Source organism: Kitasatospora sp. NPDC088779, from assembly GCF_040685395.1.
Lineage (GTDB): Bacteria > Actinomycetota > Actinomycetes > Streptomycetales > Streptomycetaceae > Kitasatospora.
Window position 1 is genome coordinate 154,902 of the sequence record NZ_JBFBHW010000017.1, and the last position, 23,232, is coordinate 178,133.

General features: G+C 75.4%; 13 protein-coding genes. 10 read left to right on the plus strand and 3 right to left on the minus strand.

The window, feature by feature from the left end; translation table 11 throughout:
* Window positions 1-65 precede the first annotated feature (65 nt).
* The 4 genes from AB0P03_RS18800 to AB0P03_RS18815 all read left to right on the plus strand — a co-directional run bounded on the left by AB0P03_RS18800 (window position 66) and on the right by AB0P03_RS18815 (window position 13,466).
* Window positions 66-935: a helix-turn-helix transcriptional regulator gene (locus AB0P03_RS18800; protein ID WP_363629730.1), complete on the plus strand. Its 870-nt coding sequence runs from the start codon at window positions 66-68 to the stop codon at window positions 933-935.
* Between the two features lie 495 nt (window positions 936-1,430).
* Entirely contained in the window at window positions 1,431-4,580 is a 3,150-nt protein-coding gene (locus AB0P03_RS18805) for an amino acid adenylation domain-containing protein (RefSeq protein WP_363629731.1), read from the plus strand.
* A 55-nt stretch (window positions 4,581-4,635) separates the two neighbouring features.
* Window positions 4,636-10,203, plus strand: coding sequence for an amino acid adenylation domain-containing protein (locus AB0P03_RS18810; protein WP_363629733.1), 5,568 nt, complete (start codon window positions 4,636-4,638; stop codon window positions 10,201-10,203).
* Entirely contained in the window at window positions 10,200-13,466 is a 3,267-nt protein-coding gene (locus AB0P03_RS18815; RefSeq protein ID WP_363629735.1) for an amino acid adenylation domain-containing protein, read from the plus strand. The genes AB0P03_RS18810 and AB0P03_RS18815 overlap by 4 nt, the downstream gene beginning before the upstream one ends.
* Before the next feature lie 50 nt (window positions 13,467-13,516).
* On the opposite strand, the gene AB0P03_RS18820 is transcribed toward AB0P03_RS18815, so the two are convergent.
* Window positions 13,517-16,603 carry an AMP-binding protein gene (locus AB0P03_RS18820; protein ID WP_363629737.1) on the minus strand — a complete coding sequence of 1,029 codons (3,087 nt, stop codon included), beginning with the start codon at window positions 16,601-16,603 and terminating at the stop codon, window positions 13,517-13,519.
* Between the two features lie 153 nt (window positions 16,604-16,756).
* Between AB0P03_RS18820 and AB0P03_RS18825 the strand changes: the two genes are divergently transcribed.
* Both AB0P03_RS18825 and thrS read left to right on the plus strand, forming a co-directional pair.
* On the plus strand, window positions 16,757-17,488 hold the full coding sequence (locus tag AB0P03_RS18825) for a leucine-rich repeat domain-containing protein (RefSeq protein WP_363629739.1): 732 nt from the start codon (window positions 16,757-16,759) through the stop codon (window positions 17,486-17,488).
* A gap of 199 nt (window positions 17,489-17,687) precedes the next feature.
* A complete protein-coding gene (gene thrS / locus AB0P03_RS18830) occupies window positions 17,688-18,983 on the plus strand; it encodes a threonine--tRNA ligase (protein ID WP_363629740.1) in 1,296 nt (431 codons plus the stop codon).
* On the opposite strand, the gene AB0P03_RS18835 is transcribed toward thrS, so the two are convergent.
* A complete protein-coding gene (locus AB0P03_RS18835; RefSeq protein WP_363586246.1) occupies window positions 18,977-19,387 on the minus strand; it encodes a VOC family protein in 411 nt (136 codons plus the stop codon). The genes thrS and AB0P03_RS18835 overlap by 7 nt on opposite strands.
* 95 nt (window positions 19,388-19,482) lie before the next feature.
* Between AB0P03_RS18835 and AB0P03_RS18840 the strand changes: the two genes are divergently transcribed.
* The gene (locus AB0P03_RS18840; protein WP_363629741.1) at window positions 19,483-20,010 is read left to right on the plus strand and encodes a MarR family winged helix-turn-helix transcriptional regulator; all 528 of its coding nucleotides are present in this window, start codon (window positions 19,483-19,485) and stop codon (window positions 20,008-20,010) included.
* Window positions 20,011-20,017: 7 nt separating this feature from the next.
* Here AB0P03_RS18840 and AB0P03_RS18845 read toward each other — a convergent pair whose 3' ends face one another.
* Window positions 20,018-20,638 carry an NlpC/P60 family protein gene (locus tag AB0P03_RS18845; RefSeq protein ID WP_363629743.1) on the minus strand — a complete coding sequence of 207 codons (621 nt, stop codon included), beginning with the start codon at window positions 20,636-20,638 and terminating at the stop codon, window positions 20,018-20,020.
* 215 nt (window positions 20,639-20,853) lie between these two features.
* Between AB0P03_RS18845 and AB0P03_RS18850 the strand changes: the two genes are divergently transcribed.
* The 3 genes from AB0P03_RS18850 to AB0P03_RS18860 all read left to right on the plus strand — a co-directional run.
* Window positions 20,854-21,258, plus strand: coding sequence for a RidA family protein (locus AB0P03_RS18850; RefSeq protein ID WP_363586249.1), 405 nt, complete (start codon window positions 20,854-20,856; stop codon window positions 21,256-21,258).
* Between the two features lie 261 nt (window positions 21,259-21,519).
* A complete protein-coding gene (locus AB0P03_RS18855) occupies window positions 21,520-22,245 on the plus strand; it encodes a ScbR family autoregulator-binding transcription factor (RefSeq protein WP_363629745.1) in 726 nt (241 codons plus the stop codon).
* 424 nt (window positions 22,246-22,669) lie between these two features.
* The coding region (locus AB0P03_RS18860; RefSeq protein WP_363629747.1) for an AfsR/SARP family transcriptional regulator at window positions 22,670-23,232 on the plus strand (563 nt) is incomplete at its 3' end.

Genomic DNA, 23,232 nt, shown 5'->3' on the forward strand with positions numbered 1-23,232 from the left:
CCTGGGTGTGACAGGGCCACCCTCCGGCCCCCGCACCCCCGGCCGGGCGCCCCATACTGGAACGCATGGCCGAACCGATCACGCTCGCCGCCAGCCTCGGCGACTACCTGCGCACCCGGCGGGCGCTGGTGTCACCCGCGCAGGCGGGGCTGCCGCCGACCGGACGCCGCCGGGTGCCCGGCCTGCGGCGCGAGGAGGTCGCCGAACTGGTCGGCCTCAGCACCGACTACTACGTCCGGCTGGAACAGGGCCGCGCCGAGCGCCCGTCCGACGAGGTGCTCGACGCGCTCGGCCGCGCCCTGCGGCTCGGCCCCGCCGAGCGCGCCCACCTGTACGACCTGGCCCGCCCGCCCCGCCGCTCGGCGGCCAGGGCGGCGGGCGCCGGAGGGGACGGCGACGCCCTGCGCCCCGCCCTGCGTCGGGTCGTGGAGGCGATGCCGACCACCCCCGCGCTGATCATGAACGACCGCAACGACGTCCTGGCGTGGAACCGGCTGGCCGCCGCTCTGATCGCCGACTTCCCCCAACTCCCGCCGCGCGAACGCAACCTGGCCCGCCGGATCTTCCTCGACCCGGGCGCGCCGGACGTCCACCTCGACTGGGAGGACGCCGCGCGCACCACCGTCGGCATCCTGCGGATGGCCTCCGGCCGGCAGCCGCACGATCCCGAACTCGTGCGCCTGATCGGCGAACTGGCACTCGGCAGCGCCGCCTTCCGCCGGTTGTGGGCCGGCCACCACGTGCACGAGAAGACCCACGGCCCCAAGCGCTTCCGGCACCCCGTGGTCGGCGACGTGACGCTCGACTACGAGACCTTCCAGGCGCCGGGCGCCGCGCGCCACCTCCTGGTCGTCTACACGGCCGCCCCCGGGAGCCCGGCCGAGGAGGCGCTCGCCTTCCTCGGCGGCTTCGCGGCCGCGGCCCCGGGCAGGTGAGCCGGGGCCGCCCGGCCCGGGCCTGATCCGCTCCGGGCCTGATCCGCTCCGGCGCGGAGCCGCTCCGGGCCTGATCCGCTCTGGCGCGGAGCCGCTCCGGGCCTGATCCGCTCCGGCGTGGAGCCGCCGTCGTCGCCCCGCCGTCCATGGCGGGCTCGTGGACGGAGTCGGAACGGCGGGATTTCCGCAGGCTAGGCGCGTACATGACGCCTGGTGGGGCGGGTGGAGAACCCTTGACGAGGGGTGGGTTCTCTGCGAATCTCTCGGCAGGTTTGGACCAAGGTCTTTTTCGCGGGGGAGAAGACCGGCTCCGGCCCGGGCGTGCGCAGGGGGGATTTGGGCGGCCGGGAGGGTGGGGGCCGGTGCGGCCGGTCGGCCGGCCAGGGGTGGGCCGGGCGGTATTCGGTGGCCGCGTCACCAGCGGATCCGTGGCGGCAGCGTCGCTGCCCGGTCGCGTGCCCCTACCGTTTCGCCGACTGCCGAATCGAGCCGCAGATGCCTGAGTCGTTCCCCGTGTCCGCGTCGTCCTTCCAGCAGGGCATCTGGCTCACCGAGCAACTCGGGCCCGTGCACGGGGCGTTCCAGATGCCCGTCCGGATCTCCTTCGACCGGGTCGACGCCGGGGTGCTCGGCCGGGCGGTGTCCGCGCTGGCCGACCGTCACAGCGCGCTGTCCGTGGTGTTCGTGGAGCGCGACGGCAAGGTGCTGCTGGAGCGGGGGCCCGCCCCGGGCCTGGAGGTGGTCGACGCCTCCGGGGACCGCGTGGAGGACCTGGAGAAGCGGCTGGCCGAGGAGGTGGCGCGGCCGTTCGACCTGTCGGCCGGACCGCCGGCGCGGTTCACCCTCTACCGCCGCGGAGGTGGAGCGGCGGAGCTGCTGATCGTCGTTCACCACGCGGTGTTCGACGGGGAGTCGAAGGACGTCCTGGTCGCGGGCCTCGCCGAGGCCTACGCCGACGCCGACGCCTACGCCGAGGCCTGTGCCGACGTCGAGGCCGCCACGCCGCCCTGCCCGCCTTCTTCGCCCGCCCCGCCGGCTCCGGAGCTGGTGCGCCGGGCCGCCGACTGGTACGGCCCGCGCTGGGCCGCCGCGACGGCGCCGGTGCTCCCCGGGCTGCGGCAGGCCGTCACGGCGGCGGGGCCGGGGGAGTCGGTCGGCTGGCGACTGGACGGTCCGGCCCGGGCGCGGCTGGCCGACGCGGCCGGGCGCAGCGGCGTCACCGTCTTCGAGTTCCTGCTCGCCGCGCTGCACGGACTGCTGCTGCGCTACGGCGGCGAGGCCGTCCCGGTCTCCGTGCCGCTGTCCGTCCGGGCGCCGGAACAGGCCGGTGAGCCGGGGCTGTTCGTCAACGAGCTGCCGGTCCACGCGCCGTCCGGGACGAGCGTCCGGGACTCCTTCGCGGGCTACGCCCGGGCCGTCCGCGCCGAGGCGCGCGCCGGGTACCCGTTCCGGGCGGTGCCGTTCGGCGCGGCGGTGGGCGGGCTGACGGCCCGGGTCGGCCTGGCCCCGGTGTCGTTCGGGTACCGGCGCGCCCGGGGCGCCGACCCGGTGTTCCCGGGCAGTGCCGCGCGCGTGGACCGGGCCGTGGTCAACGGCGCCGCCCGCAATACGCTCCACCTCCAGGTGGTCGACACCGCCGACGCCCTGGACTGCTCCCTCCAGTACGCCCCGGCGGTCCTGCCGCCGGCCGCCGCCGAGCGCATCGCCGGGCACTACCGGGCGCTGCTCGACGCCGCGACGGCGCGGCCGGAGACGCCGCTGGGAGACCTCGCCCTGCTGGGCGAGGCCGAGCGGCGCCTGGTGACCACCGGGTGGAACGCCACCGCCCGCGCCTACCCGAGCGACCGCACGGTGCTGGACCTGGTGCGGGAGCGGGCCGCAGAGGCACCGGACGCCCCCGCCGTCAGCGCCGCCACCGGGCGGCTGAGCTACCGGGACCTGGTGGCGCGGGTCGACGAACTGGCGGCGGTGCTGCGCGGGGCCGGGGTCGCGGCGGGCGACCTGGTCGCCCTGCACCTGGACCGCTCCGCCGACCTGCCGGCCGTGCTGCTCGCCGTGCACGCCGCCGGGGCCGCCTACCTGCCGCTCGATCCCGGCTATCCCGGCGAGCGACTGGCGCACCTGCTCGCCGACTCCGGCGCCGTGCTGCTGGTCACCGACCGAGAACCCGCCCCGGAACTGGCGGCGGCGGCGCCGGCCGTGCTCCGGCTCGGGACGGACCACCCGGCACCGGCGGCCACCACCACCGCCCCGGCGGCGACGCGGGGCGCCCTCGCCTACGTGCTGTACACCTCCGGCTCCACCGGGCGGCCGAAGGGCGTGGAGATCGGCCACCGGGCGCTGGTGAACCTGCTGGCCTCCTTCGCCGACCTGCTCGGCTCGGGGCCCCACGACGTGTGGCTCGGGCTGACCTCGCTCTCCTTCGACATCTCCGGCCTGGAACTGCTGCTGCCGCTGACCACCGGAGGCCGCCTGGTGCTCGCACCGGACGGCGCCGCCCTGGACGCCCCGGGCCTGCGCGACCTGGTCCGTCGCGAGGGCGTGACCCACGTGCAGGCGACCCCCTCCGGCTGGCGGGTGCTGCTCAGCGCCGGGGCGCTGCCGCCGGGGCTGACCGCACTGGTCGGCGGCGAGGCGCTGCCGCTGCCGCTGGCCCGTGAACTGCGGGCCGGCGTCGCCAGGTTGTTCAACGTCTACGGGCCCACCGAGACGACGATCTGGTCCACCTGTGCGGAGGTCCCGGCCGGGCCGGAGGCCGTGCTGATCGGCCGGCCGATCGCCAACACCCGGGCGTACGTCCTGGACGCGGACCACCGGCCGCTGCCGGTCGGGGTGCCCGGCGAGCTCCACCTCGGGGGCGCCGGGGTCGCGGAGGGCTACCGGGGCCGCCCCGACCTGACCGCCGAGCGCTTCACCGCGGACCCGTTCGCCGGCACCCCGTCCGCTGAGGGCCTGTCCGCCGACGCCCCGTCCACCGGCCGCCGGATGTACCGCACCGGCGACCTCGCCGCCTGGACCGAGGACGGCGAACTGGCCTTCCACGGCCGGGCCGACGACCAGGTCAAGATCCGCGGCCACCGGATCGAACCCGGCGAGATCGAGGCGGCGCTGCTGGAGCACCCGGCGGTCGCGGAGGCGGCCGTCACGGTGTACGAGGAGAGCCCGGGGGAGCCCGGGCTGGTCGGCTACCACGTCCCGGCGCCCGGCGCAGGGCCGACGGGCGCCGCCGACCTGCGCGACCACCTGCTGCGCACCCTGCCCGCCGTCATGGTGCCCCGGCGGTTCGTGGCGCTGGACCGGCTGCCGCTCACCCCGAACGGCAAGCTCGACCGCCGCGCCCTGCCCGCCCCGCCGCCCGTGGCCCCCGCGGCCGGACCGTCGTCGGCCGCCCCTGGTGCCGCCCCGGCGGAGGTGGAAGTCCGCGACGACGTCGCCGAAGCCGTCCTGGCGATCTGGTCCGAGGTGCTGGGCCTGCCCGAGGTCGGCCCGGACGACGACCTCTTCGAGTTCGGCGGGCACTCGCTGACGATCATCCAGATCACCGCGCGGATCCGCGCCGCGCTCGGGGTGGAGCTCGACTTCGACCTGTTCTTCGACGCCTCGACCCCGGCCGGGATCGCCGCGGCCGTCCGCGAGCGCCGCTGACCACGGGCGAGTACCCCTGCGCTCCCCCTCCCGCCCCCGCCCGAATGGACCGCCGATGACCGACACCCAGGACCCGCCCGCCGACTGGTCCGCCACCAAACGCGCCCTGCTCGCCCAGCGACTGCGCGGCGCCGCCGCGCCCCGGCGCACCGTCGAGCCGCGCCCCGAGGGCAGCGCACCGCCGCTGTCCAGCGGGCAGGAACGGCTCTGGTTCATGGACCAGTTCACACCGGGCGGGACGGCCTACGCGCTGGCGCCGGCCCGCCGGCTGCGCGGGCCGCTGGACCGCCCGGCGCTGGACCGCGCCCTGGCCGACCTGGTGAACCGCCACGAGAGCCTGCGGATGTCGTTCCCGACCACGGAGCACGGCACCGCCGAGGTCGCCATCGCCGAACCGGGCCCCTTCCCGGCCGAGTTCGTGGACGCGGCCGACGATCCGGACCCCCGGCGAAGAGCCGCCGACGAGATCGGCGCGCTGGTCGGCCGCCCCTTCGACCTGGCGCGCGGCCCCCTCCTGCGGGCGCTGCTGGTCCGGCTCGCCGACGAGGACCACGTGCTCGCCCTGGTGATGCACCACATCGTCTGCGACGGCTGGTCCATCGACATCCTCAACCGCGAACTGGACGCGCTCTACGCCCAGTACGCCCACCGCACCACCGTCGAACTCCCGGAGCTGCCCGTACAGTTCGGCGACTACGCGCACTGGCAGCGGGAGCGGCTGGCCGGCGGCGCACTGGCCGCCTCCCGGGACCACTGGCGCGCCGAACTCGCCGACGTCCCGGCACTGGAACTGCCCGTCGACCGCCCGCGTCCGCCGGTGCTCACCTTCGACGGCGCCGCCCTGGAGCTGCACTGGAGCCCGGAGCTGGTGCGGGCCGTCGCCGAGTGCGCCCGCGCCCACGGGGCGTCGACGTACATGGTGCTGATGGCGGGCCTCCAGGTGCTGCTGGGGCGGCACTCCGGGCAGCGGGACTTCGCCGTCGGCTCGGCGGTGGCCGGCCGCCTCCACCGCGAACTGGAGGGCGTGGTCGGGGCGTTCGTCAACATGCTGCCGATCCGGGCCCGGCTGGAGCCGGGGCAGAGCTTCGCGGGCCTGATCGGGCGGGTGCGGGAGACGACGCTCGACGCCTACACCCACCAGGAGGTGCCGTTCGAGCAGATGGTGGCGGACCTGGACGTCGAACGGGACGTCAGCCGCTCGGCGGTGTTCCAGGTGACCTTCGCGTTCCAGAACTACGGGGACCGCGCCGCCTCCACCGCGCCCGCCGCGGCGGCGGAGGGGTTCGGCTACGAGGCCACCACGACCCACGCCGACCTCGCCTTCTACCTGCGGGAGAAGAAGGACGGCGGTCTCTACGGCCTGATCACCTACCGGACCGACCTCTTCGAGGCCGACACCGTACGGCGGCTCGCCGAGCGCTTCGAGGTGCTGATGGCGGCGGCGACGGCGGATCCGGCGCAGCCCGTCGACGGCCTGCCCATGCTGACCGGGGCCGAGCGCCGGGACGTGGTCGAGCGCTGGGCGGCGGGCCCCGAACTGCCCGCGCCCGCGCCCGGTCCCGGGACGCTGACCGGGCTGCTCGCCGAGGCGGCGCGCGGCGCGGGCGACCGCCCGGCACTGGTCTTCGACGGCCGCACCCTCTCCTACCGTGAACTCGAGGCCCGGGCCACCGGCCTGGCCCGCCGGCTGCGGGCGCTGGGCGTCGGCCCGGACGACCGGGTGGCGGTGTGCCTGGAGCAGTCCCCGGAACTGGCGGCGGCCCTGGTGGGCGTCCTGAAGGCCGGCGGCGGCTACCTGCCGCTGGACCCGGAACAGCCGCCCGCGCGGCTCTCCCACCTGGTGGCGGACGCGGGCGTGCGGGTGCTGGTCACGGACTCGCGGCTGCGGACGGCGTTCGCCGGCTACGACGGCGCCGAGCTGCTCGTCGACCGGGAGCCGGTCGGCGAGGGTCAAATCCTGCCGGACGAGACCCCGTTGGCGGAGGCGTCCGGGCCGGACGACCTCGCCTACGTGATCTACACCTCCGGCTCGACCGGGCAGCCCAAGGGCGTGGCGGTGCAGCACCGCCAGATCCTCAACTACCTGGCCGGCGTGCGGGAACGCCTGCGGATCGAGCCCGGTGCGGCCTACGGGCTGCTGCAGTCCCTGTCCTTCGACTTCAGCATCACCATGCTGTACCTGGCGCTGACCACCGGGGGCCGGGTGCACCTGCTGCCGCGCCGCATCGCCGGTGCCGAACTCGCCGAGCGCATCGAGGAGTCGGGCATCGACTACCTCAAGATGACGCCGTCGCACCTGGCCGCGCTGACCGCCGACGTGGACGCGGAGCGGCTGCTCCCGCGCCGGGCCCTGGTGCTCGGCGGCGAGGCGTCGCCCTGGGCCTGGGCGGCGGACCTCGCCGGCCGGGGCCGCTGCGCCGTGTTCAACCACTACGGGCCGACCGAGGCGACGGTCGGCGTCACCGTCCACGAGGTCCTGCCGGGCCCGGCGGGACCCGGCAGCACCCCGATCGGCACCCCGCTCGCGGGCGCCCGCTGCTACGTACTGGACGAGGCCCGCCGACCGGTGCCGCCCGGGGTGGTGGGCGAGCTCTACCTCGGCGGGGACCGGCTCGCCCGCGGTTACCTGGGCCGCCCCGACCTGACGGCGGAACGTTTCGTCGAGGACCCGTTCGCCGACGGGCGGATGTACCGCACCGGCGATCTGGCCCGCTGGCGGCCGGACGGCACGCTGGAGTACCTGGGCCGCGCCGACGACCAGATCAAGGTCCGCGGCTACCGGGTCGAGCCCGGCGAGATCGAGGCCGCGCTCACCGCGCTGCCCGGCATCACCCAGGCGCTCGTGACGCTCCGCGGCGAGGGCGTCCGCCAGAATCTCGTCGCCTACCTCGAACACCCCGGCGCCGCCCCCGCCCCGACACCCGCCGAACTACGGGAGGCGCTGGGCGCCGTCCTGCCGGACTACCTCGTCCCGGCCCGCTACGTCGTCCTCGACGCGCTGCCCCTGCTGGCCCACGGCAAGGTCGACCGCAAGGCGCTGCCCGAACCCGAGGACCCGGCGCCGACCGGCGGACACGTCGAACCCGACGGCGAGGCCGAGACGGCGATCGCCGCGATCTGGGCCCAGGTGCTGGGCGTCGAACGGGTCGGCGCGCTCGACGACTTCTTCGACCTCGGCGGCCACTCCCTGCTCGCCACCCAGGTCGTCGCCCGCCTGCGCCGGGCCTTCCCGGAGCTGCCCGCCCCCATCGGCGTGATGGACCTGTTCACCCACCCCACCGTCCGCCGGCTCGCCGCCCTGGTCGCCGACCCGACCGCCGAACGCGGCTCCGGCGGCCTGCTCCACCGGCTCACCCCGCCGAGTCCGCGCACCACCGCCAGCGTGGTCTGCGCCCCCTACGGCGGAGGCAGCGCGCTCATCTACAAGCCGCTCGCCGACGCCCTGCCCGAGGACTGGGCGCTGTACTCGATCGCCGTCCCGGGGCACGAACTCGGCGAGGAGGCGATGGACATCGACGAGGTCGCCGCGACCTGCGCCCGCGAGATCGTCGAGAACGTCCCCGGCCCGATCGTGCTGTACGGGCACTGCGGCGTCGGCGTCCGCCTGGCCGTGGAGATCGCCCGGCAGGTCGAGGCCGCCGGCCGGGAGATCGACGCCGTCCACCTCGGCGGCATCTTCCCCTTCGCCCGTCCCCGGGGGCGCGGCGCCGCCGTCGGCGAACGCTGGGCCGACCTCACCGACCGGCTGCGCAACGACCAGGGCATGATCAACGCGCTGGCCGCCGCCGGGCTGGACACCGACGAGGTCGACGCCGAGCAGCTGCGGCTGATCGTGCGCAACCGCCGCACCGGCACCAAGGACGCCGAACGCTACTTCACCCGGCTGTTCGACAGCGAGGACGGCCGGATCAGGGCCCCGATCATCGCCGTCTGCGGCGAGCGCGACCCGGCGACGGACTTCTACCAGGAGCGCTACCGGGAGTGGCACCGGCTCACCGACACCGCCGCGGTCGTCGTGCTCGACGAGGCCGGCCACTTCTACCTCAAGTACCGGGCCGCCGAACTCGCGGAGATCCTCACCCGCGTCCACCGCTCGATCGCCGCCGGCCAGGAGGAACGGCACCACCGGAGCGACGGCGCGACCTGGTGGCTGGCCGGGCTCTCCCGGGGCGACGGCGCGCCACGGGCGGAGCAGGCCCCGCTGCGACCGACCATGCGCCGCTTCCTCACCGTCGCCTCCGGGCAGCAGGTGTCGATGATCGGATCGGCGCTCACCGAGTTCGCCCTCCCGGTCTGGATCTACCTGCGCACCGGCTCCCTGGCCCAGTTCGGACTGCTGGCCGCCTGCGGACTCGTCCCCGGCATCCTCGCCGCACCGATCGCGGGCGCCGTCGTCGACCGGGGCGACCGGCGCCGGATCATGCTCTACGGCGACCTCGCCGCCGGCGCCACCCAGGCGCTGCTGCTCCTGCTCCACCTCACCGGAAGCCTCCAGGTCTGGCACGCGTACGTGCTCATCGGCGTGCTCTCCACCGCGCTCACCTTCCAACGGCTCGCCTGGAACGCCGCGGTGCCCCAGCTCGTCCCCAAGCGCTACCTCGGCCGGGCCAACGGCCTGGTGCAGATGGCCTTCGGCCTCGCCCAGTTCCTCGTCCCGCTGTTCGCCGTCGGCCTGCTCGCCGCGATCGGGCTCGGCGGCATCCTCACCCTCGACGTCGTCAGCTACGCCGCCGCCCTCGCCGTCACCCTGGCGGTCCGCTTCCCCGACCTGATGGGCGCCAGCCGGCGCGAGAGCGTCTCCGCCGAGATCCGCGAGGGCTTCCGGCGGGCCCTCGGCAGCCGGCACTTCCGGGCCATGCTGCTGTTCTTCGCGGTGCTGAACATCTTCCTATCCCCGCTGTTCCTGCTCACCACCCCGCTGGTGCTCTCCTTCGCCCCGCTCGCGGCGGCCGGCTGGGTGTCGACGGCGGCCGGCCTCGGGGCCGTACTCGGCGGGCTCACCCTGCTCGCCTGGGGCGGGCCGCGCCACCTGCGGCTGCGCGGGGTGCTGCTCGCCACCCTGGCCCTGGCCGGGGCGTGCCTGGTCACCGGGCTGCGCCCGTCGCTGGTCGTGGTCGCCCTCGGCGCGTTCGGCATGGCCTTCGGCCTGGCCCTGGTCAACGGCGTCTACGCGACCATCGTGCAGACCAAGGTGCCGCTGCGCTTCCACGGCCGGGTGATCGCCGTGAACACCATGGTCGCCTGGTCGACCCTGCCGGTCGGCTTCGCCCTGGTCGCCCCGCTCGGGCCCCGGCTGCTCCAGCCGCTGATGGACCACGACGGCGCCCTGGCCCCGACCGTGGGCCGGCTCATCGGCACCGGCGACGGCCGCGGCATCGGGCTGCTCTACCTGCTGTTCGGCCTCGCGATGGCCGCCCTGGTGCTGGTCTGCCTGGCCGTGCCCGTGCTGCGCCACTTCGACCGGGACGTCCCCGACGCCGAGCCCGACGACCTGGTCGGGCTGAAGACCCTCCAGGACCGGGCCGCGACCGCTCCTGCCACCCCTGCTGCCCCCGCTGCTCCTGTCGCTCCCGCTGCCCTTGCCGCCCCGCGCCGCTCCGAGACCGAGGTGACCGTCCGGTGACCACCGCCATCCACCCGCTGACCGGCGAACAGCGCCGGCTCTGGTTCCTCCAGCAACTCCACCCGGACGACGCCGGTTTCAACATGTACCTCAACCGGCGGTGGACCGGGCCGATCGACCCGGAGGCCCTGCGCACCGCGCTGCACCGGCTGACGGCGCGGCACGAGATCCTGCGCACCCGCTTCGCGCTCGGCGCCGCCGCGGGGCCCGCGGCCGCGGACGGCGAGGAACCCGTCCAACTCGTCCAGCCCCCGGCCGAGATCGACCTCGCCCTGGTCCGGCTGCCCGAGGGCGCGGCCGAGGCCGAGTTCACCGACGCCTGCCGCCCGTACGTCAACGCGCCCTTCGACCTCGCCGCCGGGCCGCCGCTGCGGGCGGCGCTGATCAGCGCGGGGGAGGGGGAGCACGCGCTCTGCGTCGTCGTCCACCACATCGTCTCGGACGGCTGGTCGTTCCGGACGATGTGGCGCGAACTGCTCGCCCTCTACCGTGAGGCGATCGGCGAGGCCCCCGCCGAACTGCCGGAACTCCCGCTCCAGTACGGCGACTTCGCCCGCTCCGAGCAGGCCAGGACGGCCGGCGGGGCGGCCGAGGAGGCGTTCCGCTACTGGGCGGAGAGGCTGGCCGGCACCGGCGCGCTGCGCCTCCCGCTCGACCACCCGAGGCCGGCCGACCCGACCCGGCCCGCCGGGTTCACCACCGTCCGCCTCGACCCCGAACTGACCGCCGCCCTCGACCAGTTGGCGCGACAGGAGCGGTGCACCCCGTTCATGGTGCTGCTGGCCGGGTACCAGTACGTGCTCGCGCGCTGGACCGGCTGCCGGGACTTCGTGGTCGGCACCCCGCTGGCCGGCCGCAACGAGGCCGCGCACGAGGCGCTGCTCGGCTACTTCAGCCGGACGGCGGTGATCCGGGCCGACCTCACCGGCGACCCCGACTTCCGTACCGTGCTGCGGCGAACCCGCTCGGCCACGCTCGCCGCCCTGGGCCACCAGGACGTGCCGGTCGAACGGCTCGCCGCCCACCTCGGCCTGCCCGCGGAGCTCGGCGCCGGGCCGCTGTACCGGGCCGTCTTCGTCCACCAGAGCCAGTACGACCTGGCGGGCGGCCCCGGCGCGCCCGCCCTGCCCGCGGGCGTCCGCACCGCGAGCATGGACTCCGGCTTCGAGCAGGCCAAGACCGACCTGCTGCTGGACAGTTGGCGCACCGCCGACGGCGGGATCGCGCTGTCCTTCTGCTTCGACCGCGAGGTGCTGGACCGGGAGACCGTCGAGGCCCTCGGCCGGCGGTGCCGCGCCCTGTTCGCCCGGGTGGTCGACGACCCGCAGCTCCCGTTGCACGGGGACTGGCTGGTGGGGTCCGAGGAGCGGGCGGAACTGCTCGCACTGGGAGCGGGCCCGGAGGCCCAGGAGGCCCGGACGGTGCTGGAACGGTTCGCCGAGCAGGCCGCCGCCCGCCCGGACGCCCCGGCGCTGGAGTGCGACGGCCGGAGCCTGACCTACGGCGAACTCGACCGGCGCTCCAGCGCGTTGGCGCGACGGCTCGGCCGGGTGGCGGGCCGGGTCGTCGCGGTGTCGATGCCGCCCTCCTTCGACCTGGTCGTCGCCCTGACCGCGATCTGGAAGGCCGGCGCCGCCTACCTGCCGCTCGATCCGGCCCACCCCGAGGAACGCCGCCGGCTGATGGTGCGCGAGGCCGACGCCGCCCTGGTCCTCACCGGCGTCGACCCGGCGATCGACGGCCCCGGGCACGACGGTCCCGACCACGCCGACCCCGGGCACGCCGACCCCGTCCCGTCGGACCCCTGGGGCCCGGCCTACGTGCTCTACACCTCCGGCTCCACCGGCGCGCCCAAGGCCGTCGCCGTCGACCACGCCGCGCTCGCCGCGCGGGTGGCCTGGATGGCCGGGCCCGACGGCTACGCGCTCGGACCCGCCGACCGGATCGTCCAGTTCGCCTCGCTCGGCTTCGACACCCACGTCGAGGAGCTCTGGCCCGCGCTCGCCTCCGGGGCCTGCGTCGTCCTGCTGCCCGGCGGCGGCCGCACCCTGCCCGACCTGCTGGGCGGCCCGCACGGCGACACCGTCACCGTGCTCGACCTGCCCACGGCCTACTGGGAGGAACTCGTCGGCCTCGGCGAGCAGACCCGCTGGCCGGCCGCGCTGCGCCTGCAGATCCTCGGCGGCTCCCAGGTGGGCGCCGACGCCGTCGACCGGTGGCGGCAGCGGCACGGCGACGCCGTCCGACTGGTCAACACCTACGGCCCCACCGAGGCCACCGTCATCGTCACCGCGACCGACCTGACCGCCGCGGACACCGCCCGCCGGCCTGCGCTGGGCCGCCCGCTGCCCGGGGTCCAGCTCCACGTGCTGGACGAGCGCGGTGCCCTGCTGCCGCGCGGCTCCGAGGGCGAGCTGTACCTCGGCGGCGCCGGGCTGGCGCGCGGTTACCTGGGCCGGCCCGACCTGACGGCGGCCGCCTTCGTGCCCGACCCGTTCACCGCCGACCCGTCGACCGGCGACCCGTCGACCGGCGACCCGTCGACCGGCGACCCGTCGACCGGCGACCCGCTCACCGTGGACCCGTTCACCGGCGGCCGGATGTACCGCACCGGCGACCGGGTCCGCTGGCGTACGGACGGGCAACTGGAGTACCTGGGGCGCGGCGACGGCCAGCTGAAGCTGCGCGGCTACCGGATCGAACCCGCCGAGATCGAGTCCGCCCTGGCCGCGCACCCGGCCGTCGCCCAGGCCGCGGTGCTGCTGCGCGACGGGCGGCGGCTGCTGGCGTACGCGGTGCCCCGCCTGGGCGCCCGGCCCGGCCCGGCGGAGCTGCGCGAGCACCTGGCCCGGCGGCTGCCCGCCTACCTGGTGCCGGACGCCGTGGTGCTGCTGGACCGGCTGCCGCTGACCGCGAACGGCAAGCCCGACCCGGCGGCCCTGCCCGACCCCGAACCGGCCGCGGGGGCCCGCTACCTCGCGCCGCGCACCGACGCCGAACACCTGGTCACCGAGCTGTGGCAGGAGGTGCTGGGCGTGCCCAGGGTCGGGGTGCTCGACGACTTCTTCGCGCTCGGCGGGGACTCCCTGCTGGTCACCCGGGTCGCCGCGCGGATCCGAGCCGGGCTCGGCCTCGACATGCCGATCCGGGACGTCTTCGAGAGCAGCACCCCGGCCGTCCTGGCGGCCCGGATCGAGGCGCTGCTGATCGCCGAGATCGACGGCCTCACCGAGGCGGAGGCCGCCGGCCGGCTCACCGGCTGAGGGCACGGCCGGCGGCCCCCCGCCCCCAGCGCGGGGGCGGGGGCCCCGGTTCACACCCGCGCGGCGCCGGCCAGCGCGGCGGCGAGGTCCGCGGCCAGCGCGTCCACCGCCTCGGCCGTGAAGGCGTGCTCGTTGTACCGCAGCCAGCAGCGCAGCGAGCCGTCCGGCTGCTCGGTGACGGCGAGCTCCGGCACGTGCCGGTCGCCGCCGGGCAGCGGGTACGGCACGGTGGCGTTGCGCGGCAGCTCCCACGCGGCGCACGCCACTCCGGGCAGCTGTGCCGGGGCGCTCCAGCTCTCGTACCGCAGCCAGGCGGCGAACGGGACCAGCGGGCTGAACTCGGCGAAGGGGTACAGCTGGTGGTCCAGCGCGGTGGTGGCGGCCGTGCGGACGCGGTCCAGCAGTTCGGCGAACCCGGGCTCCCCGGCGGCGTCCACCCGCAGCAGCAGCGACTGGACGAAGCAGCCGACCGCGCGTTCCGCCTCCGGCCTGGTGCGGCCGGGCACCGGGGTCATCAGGACGAAGTCCCGCTGTCCGCTGCGGGCGGCCAGCAGCCCGCTCCACACCGCCGCCATCGCGAGGAACGGGGTGGCCCCCAGCTCCGCCGCCCGGGCCCGCAGCGCGCCCGCCCGCTCGGCCGGCACCTCCAGCGTCCGGACGGCGCTCAGCACCACCTCGGTGTCCTGCCGCCCGGGGAACGGGTCGATCGCCGTGGGGGCGCCCGCGAGCGCCGTCGCGAAGTGCGCCCGGGTGGCCGGCCAGTGCGCGTTCGACCACTCCACCAGCTCCCGGTACGCCGGGCCGGGCCGGGCGGCCGGCGCCGGGCGGCCGCCGCGCAGCGCCGAGTACAGCACGCCCAGGTCGCGCAGCAGCACGCCCAGCGACCAGCCGTCGGCGACGATGTGGTGGACCGCCAGCATGACGACGTGGTCCCCGGGGCCCCGGCTCACCACGGCGAGCCTGGTCATCGCCCCCGAGGCCAGGTCGGTCAGCCGGTCGCGTTCGGCGACGAGCCGGGCCGACACCTCCGCATCGCTCGCGCCGGGGGCGTCCAGCAGCACCACGTCGGCGCGCGGCTCGTCGTCGAGCACGGCCCGCAGCACCCCCGGTTCGGCGTCCGGCACCGGGACGAACCTGGTGCGCAGCGCGGGGTGGCGGCGGATCGCCTGGTGGAGGGCGTCGGCCAGGGTGTCCGTCCGCAGCTCCTCCAGCACCCGGAACATCACCGCCACCGAGCCGACGTTGCGGCCCGCGGCCTCGGCCATCCAGCGCAGGAAGTTCTCCTGCTGCGCGGTGAGCGGGAGCTCGTGCGGCTGGGCGCGCAGCGAGCGCAGGAACGCCGTCGCCTCGGCCTCGACCGGCTCCACCGGCCCGGCGGAGCCGGTCGAGGCCGCCGCCTGCTCCAACCAGGCGGCCTGGGCCCGCAGCGAGGGCCGCTCGAACACCAGGGCCGTACCGGCCGCCACGCCGAACTCGGCGGAGATCGCGGCGGCCAGCTGGACGGCCCGGAAGGAGTCCCCGCCGAGCGCGAAGAACTCCTCCTCCACGGCCCGGACCGGCCGCCCCAGCACGCCCCGCCACAGCTCGGCCAGCGCGCGCTCCCGGGCGGTGGCCGGTGCGGTGCCGGCGGTGGGCACGGGCTCCTCGAACCTGGCCCGGAGCCGGTGCTTGACGACCTTTCCGCTGGGGTTGCGCGGCAGCGAGTCCGTCACCAGCAGGCGTACGGGCAGTTCGGCCCGGGCGAGCCGCTCGCCGAGGAAGAGCCGCAGCCCGTCGAGGTCGATCCCGCCCGGGAGCGGGACCACGGCCGCCACCGGCACCTGGCCCATCACCGGGTGCGGCAGCCCGAGCGCGGCCGCGTCGGCGACCTGCGGGTGCTCGTGCAGCACCGCCTCGATGCGCAGAGTGGAGACCTTCAGCGCACCGGACTTGACGATGTCGCTCTCCCGGTCGACCAGGTGGAGGTAGCCGTCCCTGTCCAGCCGGCCCAGGTCGCCCATCCGCACCCAGCCGTCGCGGAACACGGCGCCGGAGTCCGCGCCGACGTACCCCCGGGGCGGGCCCGGCTGGCGCAGCCAGAGCTCGCCGGTGTCGCCGGGCGCGACGGGCTGCCCGGCCTCGTCCAGGATCCGCAGGTCGGCCGGGTCGGTGGGGCGGCCGACCGAACCGGGGCGGCCGGCGTCCACGATCGCGGAGATCTGGGCGGGGGAGGCCTCGGCGGAGGTGTAGGTGTTGACGACGGTCGCCTTGGGCAGGGCGGCGCAGAGCCCGGCGGCGACGGCGGGCGGGAGCGCGGCGGCCGAGGAGCTGACCAGGAGGACACTGCTCAGGTCCCGGCGCTCGGCGATCCCGGAGTTCAGCAGCTCCACCGCCATCGACGGCACCAGGAAGACGGTGCCCGCGCCGTACTCCTCGACCACCCGGCCGAACTCCTCCGCGTCGAAGCGCGGCAGGCAGATCGTGGCCGGCTGCGCGGTCAGCGCGTTCACCAGGACGACCTGGGCGGCGTTGGTCCCGATCGGGAAGGCGTGCACCGCGTAGCGCGAGTGCGCGTACGGGCGGGGGCGGGGGTTGAGGACGAGCCCGGCGGTCAGGCTGGCGTGCGCGGCCCGGACGCCCTTCGGGGTGCCGGTGGTGCCGGAGGTGCCGATGATCTGGGCGAGGTCCCCGGGAGCGGCCCGATGCGGCGGTTCGGCGCCGCTGCCCTCGCCGTCACCGCTGCCCTCGCCGTCACCGCTGCCCTCGCCGTCACCACTGCCCTCCAGGTCGTCGAGGGTGAAGGTGGGCAGAGCGGTGTGCGGCCCGTTCCCGGCTATCGCCCAGCGCGCCCCCGCGGCGTCGACGAGCCGCGCGACGTCCGCCCCGGAGAGGTCCGCGCGGATCACCAGCCCCGCCGCGCCCGCGTAGTGCGCGGCCAGGAACGCCACGGCGTACGCGTCCCACTCCCGGTTGTCGAGCAGCAGCGCCACCCGGTCCCCGGGCCGTACCCCGGCCCGGGCCAGCCCGTGCGCGGCCCGCACCGCCCGTTCGCGCCACCGGCCGTAGGTGAGGCTGCCGCCGCCCGGCACCAGCAGCGCCTCCCGGTCGGGGTGCAGCGCCGCCCGGTGGTCCAGCAGGGCGGGGAGGGTGAGGGGCACGGGGACGGGGACGGGCTGAGCGTTGATGACGACTCCCGGAGGGGCTGCTGACCGCTGAGTGATCCAGAACGTATCGGAGCAGTGAAGGAAGGCGCCAGATCCGTTCACATGTCGTCACGACCGCCCGTCGGCGGCGGGCGTGTGGACGGGACAATGACGGGCGTGACCGACGTGACGCTGAACCTCTGGCGCCGGCCCCTCGGCGCGGTACCGGCCGAGGTGTGGGACCGGACCGACCTGACCGTGCTCATCCTCGCCGAGACCGGCCTGACCGAACTGCCGCCCGAGGTCGGCGGGTTGCGACGGCTTCGCACCCTCGACCTCGGGCACAACCGGCTCACCGGCGTGCCCGCCGAACTGGGCGAGCTGACCGGGCTCGCCGACTTCCTCTACCTGCACGACAACGCGCTGACCGCGCTGCCGGCCGCGCTCGGCCGCCTCACCGCGCTGCGCTACCTCAACGTCGGCGACAACCGGCTCACCGAACTCCCCGCCACCATCGGCGACATGACAGCCCTGGTCGAGCTGCGCGTCCAGCGCAACCGGCTCACGGCGCTGCCCGACCGCCTCGGCGAACTGACCGCCCTGCGTGAACTCTGGCTGTGCGGGAACCACTTGACCACCCTGCCGGACACCTTCGGCGGCCTCACCGCGCTGCGCGAACTCGAACTGCGGGACAACGCGCTCGCCGAGGTCCCGCCGGTGCTCGCCGGGCTGCCGCTGCTGCGCCGGCTCGACCTTCGGGGCAACCGGATCACCGAACTGCCGCACTGGCTGGCCGAACTGCCCGCACTGGAGAAGCTGGACCTGCGGTGGAACGAGGCGCGCCCCTCGCCGCGGCTGCTCGGCGCGCTCGACGCGCGCGGCTGCGCCGTCCTGTTCTGAGCGGCCGCGGATAAAGATCACCACGGCGGTCGGCGCCCTGTTATCGTGGATCGCATGAAGCGCGCTGCACTCGCCACGACGACGCCGGAGAGAGTCCCGGTGCGCTGACTGCTGACCTAGTCCGAAGCCCCGGGGCGAGTGCCCCGGGGCTTCGCCGTTTCCGGACCACTCGCCCGCAGATCCGAGTGGAGACCACCCCATGCACAACCACGCCGCGCACGACCACGCCGCACACGACCACCCCGCGCACGACCACCGCAAGCTCGGCCGCGAACTCGACCTGTTCGACACCGACCCGCTGATGGGCTCCGGCCTGCCCTACTGGCTGCCCGACGGCGCCGCGATCCGGCACACCCTGGAGGAGTTCATCCGCGAGCGCGAGCGGCGGGCCGGCTACCGCCACGTGTACTCGCCGGTGCTCGGCAAGCGCGAGCTGTACGAGATCTCCGGCCACTGGGCGCACTACCGCGACGACATGTTCCCACCCATGGAACTGGGCTCGGAGGAGATGGTGCTCCGGCCGAGCCTCTGCCCGCACCACGCCCTGATCTACCGCTCCCGACCCCACAGCTACCGGGAACTCCCGCTGCGGATGGCCGAGTTGGGTGGCATGTGCCGCTCCGAACTGTCCGGCGTGCTGGGCGGGTTGACCAGGGTCCGGGCGATCCAGCTGAACGACGCGCACGTGTTCTGCACCCCGGAGCAGGCCGCCGACGAAGCCGTCGCCGCACTGGAGCTGATCCGCGCGGCACACCGCGCGCTCGGCATCGAACCGGTCCGCTACCGGCTCTCGCTGCCCGGCGCGGGCGGCAAGTACGTGGCGGATCCGGCCCTCTGGGAGCGGGCCACCGCGCTGCTCACCGACGTGCTGGAACGCTCCGGCGTGCCGTTCGAGGCCGCGGAGGGCGAGGCCGCCTTCTACGGGCCGAAGATCGACGTGCAGATCGCCGACGGCGCCGGGCGCGAGTTCACCCTCTCCACCGTGCAGATCGACTTCCACCAGCCCGAGCGCTTCGGGCTGCACTACATCGGCCCGGACGGCGCGAAACACCGGCCGGTGATGGTCCACCGCAGCGTGATCGGCAGCGTGGAGCGGGTGGTCGCCCACCTCATCGAGCTGTACGGCGGCGCGTTCCCGGCCTGGCTCGCCCCGGCGCAGGTGGTGCTGCTGCCGGTCTCCGAGGGCGAACTGCCGCAGGCCGAGCGGCTCCGGCGGCGCTGCCTCGACCTCGGGTTGCGCGCCGAGGTCGCCGGGCCCGGGCACGGCAGCCTGGGCGCCCGGATCCGGGCGGCGCGCCTGGTGCCGTACCAGGCCGTGATCGGGGCCAAGGAGGCCGTGGACGACCGGGTCGCGCTGCGGCTGCGGGACGGCCGCCGGCTCGAACCGCTGCCCGCGGAGGAGGCGTGGGCCAGGATCGGCGCGCTGGTGGCGGCGTGCAGCGCCGACCTCTGGGCGGACGACCCCGCGCGCCGGCCGGGCGTGGCGGCTCAGTAGGACTGGAGCTCGATCAGATGGCCGTCCGGGTCCCGCAGGTGGGCGCTGCGCAGGTCCGGGCCCCACTGGGGCCGGTCGGTCGGGCCGACGACCGGGGTGCCGCCGTGGCGCAGGCAGAGGGCGAACGCGTCGTCCACGGAGGCCACCCTGAAGACCAGCATCGCGGCGTCCTGGGCGGGGGCGGCCGGGCGTTCGGGCAGGCCGGTGGTGCCCAGGGCGGCGGCCATCGCGGCGCGGTCGAAGAGCACCAGGACGGCCTGCCCGTCGACGTCCCAGTTGGCGTAGGGGCCGTCGGGGGCGCCCTTGACCAGGGCGGCGCCGGTGAGGGGCGGCAGGACCGCCCGGTAGAACCCGAAGCACTCGGCGAAACGGGTCACGAGCAGGCGGGGGTACAGGGCGTCCACGGTCGAAGCTCCCGGGCTCGAGGATTCAGCGGGTCGGATCAGTCCGATATTGGTGGGTCGGCACCCACTATAGGGACGAACCCTAGACTGACGCCATGGCCCCAGAACCCCCGCTCCCCGAATCCCCGCTGCCCGCCCCTTCCCTGCCCGCTCCTTCCCTGTCCGCTCCCTCCCTGCCGCCGACGCTGCTCGACCTCAGCACCTACCTGCTCTCCCGGATCGGCCGGACGGCACGGGGCCGTCTCGCCGAGCAGCTCGCCGAACACGGCCTCCGGCTCTGGGACATGGCCGTGCTGGCCGCGCTCGCCGACTTCGGGCCGCACGCCCAACGGGACCTGGTCCAGCGGCTGGGCATCGATCCGAGCGACCTCGCCAAGGTCGCCGACCAGCTGGCCGCCGCCGGGTACGTCGAGCGCGTCCGCGACGTGGCGGACCGGCGGCGGGTCTCGGTGTCGGTCACCGGCGCCGGGCGGGCGCTGCTCGCGGAGCTGGACGCCCGGGCGCGCGCGGTGCAGGACGAGGTGCTGGCGCCGCTGGACGCGCGGGAGCGGCAGTTGCTGCACGGCCTGCTGCTGCGCGTCCACCAGGGACACCAGGGGCCGGGGGAGCGGCGCGGCCTCTGAGGCCCGCTCAGCCGGTCGTCCCGGGGCGGCGGGCACCGGCGAACTCGCCGGCCCAGCGCGGGACGTCGAGGACGTGCTCGATCCGGGCGACCGGCGTCCCGGTGCGCTCGGCGTGGATCATCGCGCCGTCGCCGACGTGGATCCCGACGTGGTGCAGCGGCGCGTCCGGGCGGGAGAAGAACAGCAGGTCGCCTGGGGCGAGGGCGTCACGCTCCACCGGGGCACTGCGGTGGAACTGGGCGACGGTGTAGTGCCCGAGCTCGACCGTGCCGTGGCTGGCCCGGTACCAGCAGTAGAGGGACAGGCCGCTGCAGTCGAAGCCGACCGTGCTCTCGCCCATGCAGACGCCGTCCAGGTAGCCGTTCTCGTCGTCGCAGAAGCCGAGGCTCGCCCCCAGCCGGTCGCCGCCGCCCCAGGCGTACGGCACGCCGAGCTGGGCGGTGGCCACCTCGGCGACCCGGCGGCCCAGGGCGGCGGACGCGGGCGCCGGGGTGTCCGACCGGGTTGTCGCGGTCGCGGCCGCGACCGGAGCGAGGGTCGGGACGAGCCCCGCCCCGAGTGCCAGGCCGAGCATCCGGCGCCGGCGGACCCCGGAGGCCTCGTCGCGGTACGGCGGTCGGGATTCCATGGGTGACCTCCTGGTGTCGGCGTGGCGTCGGCGCGTGCGGGTGGCGGCCACCAGGATTCCGGCCGGGCGGGTCGGCCCGCCATCACCCGCAACGGTGAATCGTGGACGCAACGGGCCCGTGGCGGACGGGAAAGCGCTGGTAAATGGTTTGACGGTCGTTCAGGAGAGGCCAACGATGGGCGCGAACGTTCGGCCGCGACCCTTCGGAGTGCCCCTTGAACAGCGCAGTCAAGCTGATCCGCAGCTCCCGCCTCACCCCGGCCGTCGACTACGCCTACGCGGCCCTGGTCGACGCCCCGGCCCGTTCGCTCTGGCTCGCCGGGGCCTGCCCGCTCGACGCAGAGGGGCGGACGGTCGCCGTCGGCGACTACGCGGGCCAGGCGCACCAGGTGATGCGGAACCTGATAACCGTGCTGGAGGACGCCGGTGCCGGGCTGACCGACGTCGCCCGCACGACGGTGTACGTGGCCTCCGCCGACCAGGCCGACCTGGTCGCGGTGTGGGACGTGTACCGCGCCTACATGGGGGAGCACGACGCCCCCAGCACGCTGCTGGGGGTGTCGGTGCTCGGCTACGACGACCAGCTGGTGGAGGTGGAGGCGGTGGCCGTCCTGCCGTGACGCCTTCCGGCCTCCCGGTGTCCGGATTAGGAAACCGATCGTTCGGTTTTTCCCCGGATAGGTGAGGTGTGGCGGCGGTGCCGCTTTCGGTCGTCCGGCGAAGGAGCGGCGGCCCGTAGGCGAAATGCGGAGGATGCGGGCGGGAGGGGAGAAGCGTTTGAGGCGATTCCCCGACATCATCTTGTCGTCCGTAGGCCACCGGTAGCTAAGATACGGGGTGTTTGGTTTTGTTTTCCGGGAGCTCTGGGTGGGGTGGTTGCGGTGGTTCGGCAGGAGCGGGCGGTCCGGACGCGTCGGCTGATCCTGGAGGCGGCGGCGTCGGTCTTCGACGAGTTCGGCTACGAGGGCGCCACCATCGGCGAGGTGGTCGCGCGGGCCGGTGTGACGCGTGGTGCGGTGTATTTCCATTTCGCCTCCAAGCGGGATCTGGCCCAGGGCGTCGTCGAGGAGCAGTTCGTCCAGGACGGTGTGCCCGAACGGGTCTGCAAACTCCAGGAGTTCGTGGACACCGGGATGGTGGTGGCGTATCTGATGCCACGTGATCCGCTGCTGAGCGCGGGGGCCCGGCTCTCGCTGGGCCAGGACGTCTTCGACGACCTCGGCGGCGGCGCGATCCCCGGCTGGATCAGCCGGCTGGAGGCGCTGCTGGTCGCGGCCGGCGAGCGGGGTGAACTGCTGCCGCACGTCGTCCCGGCCGACACCGCGTGGCTGGTCACGGCGGCGTGGACGGGTGTGCAGATCCAGTCGCAGAAGCTGTCCGGGCGCGCGGACTTGGAACGGCGGGCCGCCGGGCTGTTCCAGCACCTGATGCCGAGCATCACGGTGCCGGGTGTGCTCGGCTCGCTGCAGATGGGCCCGGACCGCGGTGCCCAGGTGGTCGCCGAGGTGGCGGCCGCCCGCGCGGCGGCGGAGGGCGCCGGGGCGCAGGGCGGGGCGCGGTCGGCCGCCCGGCCGGTCGCGGTCGCGGACGAGGTCGGTGTGGGCTGACGGTCCGGCACCGGCCGGAAATCGCTTCGGCTGGTGCGGAGTTGACCAGGGCTCGGTGGCCCCCTGTGCGCGGGGGCGTCCGGGCGGTGGTCGGCCCGGTGGTCGGTCCGACGGTCGGCCGACCGGCGGTGCGCGCGGAGTGCGGGCGAATTGGTGGCGGCGCGGGATCCACGGGGGTCCGACGCCGCCTTCGGTTTGCCCGCACTCCGCTGCGCGTGGTGGCCGGTTCGTGGCGCAGGGTGGCCGCCGCGCCCGTCTGTCCGAGTCGGGTCGCCCATTCCAAGAAACAAACAGCACGTTCGGTTTTGTATTGACAAACCGCGCGTCCTGTTTTTGACTGGTGACAGTCGCCCTAGGGGTGTCGACCCGGGTGCCGGCCGCGGCGGATCGGCCTGCGGCGTTCCGTGTGATTGGGGTGGTCATCGTGGAAATTCGGGTGCTCGGGGCGTTGGACGTCCGGGTGTGCGGGGTGTCGGTGGTGCCGTCGGCGCCGAAACCGCGGCAGGTGCTGGGGCTGCTGGCCCTGCGGGCCGACCAGGTGGTGTCGGCCGGGGTGCTGGCCGAGGAGCTGTGGTCGGGCCGCCCGCCGCGCAGCGCGCGCACGACGGTGCAGACGTACGTGCTGCAACTGCGCGACATGATCGACCGGGCGCTCGGGCAGGTCGCCCCGGCGGCAGGGGTCTCCTGCGCCAAGGACGTGCTGGTGACCTCGCCGGGCGGCTACATGCTGAACAGCGGCGGCGGGTTGACGGACGTCCGGGAGTTCGAGCGCCTGGCCGGCATGGGCTACCGGGCCATGGACGGCGACGACCACCCGCTGGCCGCCCGGATGCTCGGCGAGGCGCTCGGCCTGTGGCGCGGTCCGGCCTTCGCCGACGTCCTGGCGGGTGGCCAACTCGCCGTCGAGGCCAAGCGGTTGGAGGAGACCCGGCTCTGCGCGCTGGATCAGCGGATCGAGGCCGACCTGCGGCTGGGCCGCCACCGCGT

Bases quoted from the DNA above. Each gene is read 5' to 3' on its own strand.
- AB0P03_RS18800 (WP_363629730.1), top strand. From the start codon at position 66: ATGGCCGAACCGATCACGCTCGCCGCCAGCCTCGGCGACTACCTGCGC.
- AB0P03_RS18805 (WP_363629731.1), top strand. From the start codon at position 1,431: ATGCCTGAGTCGTTCCCCGTGTCCGCGTCGTCCTTCCAGCAGGGCATC.
- AB0P03_RS18810 (WP_363629733.1), top strand. From the start codon at position 4,636: ATGACCGACACCCAGGACCCGCCCGCCGACTGGTCCGCCACCAAACGC.
- AB0P03_RS18825 (WP_363629739.1), top strand. From the start codon at position 16,757: ATGACGGGCGTGACCGACGTGACGCTGAACCTCTGGCGCCGGCCCCTC.
- thrS (WP_363629740.1), top strand. From the start codon at position 17,688: ATGCACAACCACGCCGCGCACGACCACGCCGCACACGACCACCCCGCG.
- AB0P03_RS18840 (WP_363629741.1), top strand. From the start codon at position 19,483: ATGGCCCCAGAACCCCCGCTCCCCGAATCCCCGCTGCCCGCCCCTTCC.
- AB0P03_RS18845 (WP_363629743.1), bottom strand. From the start codon at position 20,638: ATGGAATCCCGACCGCCGTACCGCGACGAGGCCTCCGGGGTCCGCCGG.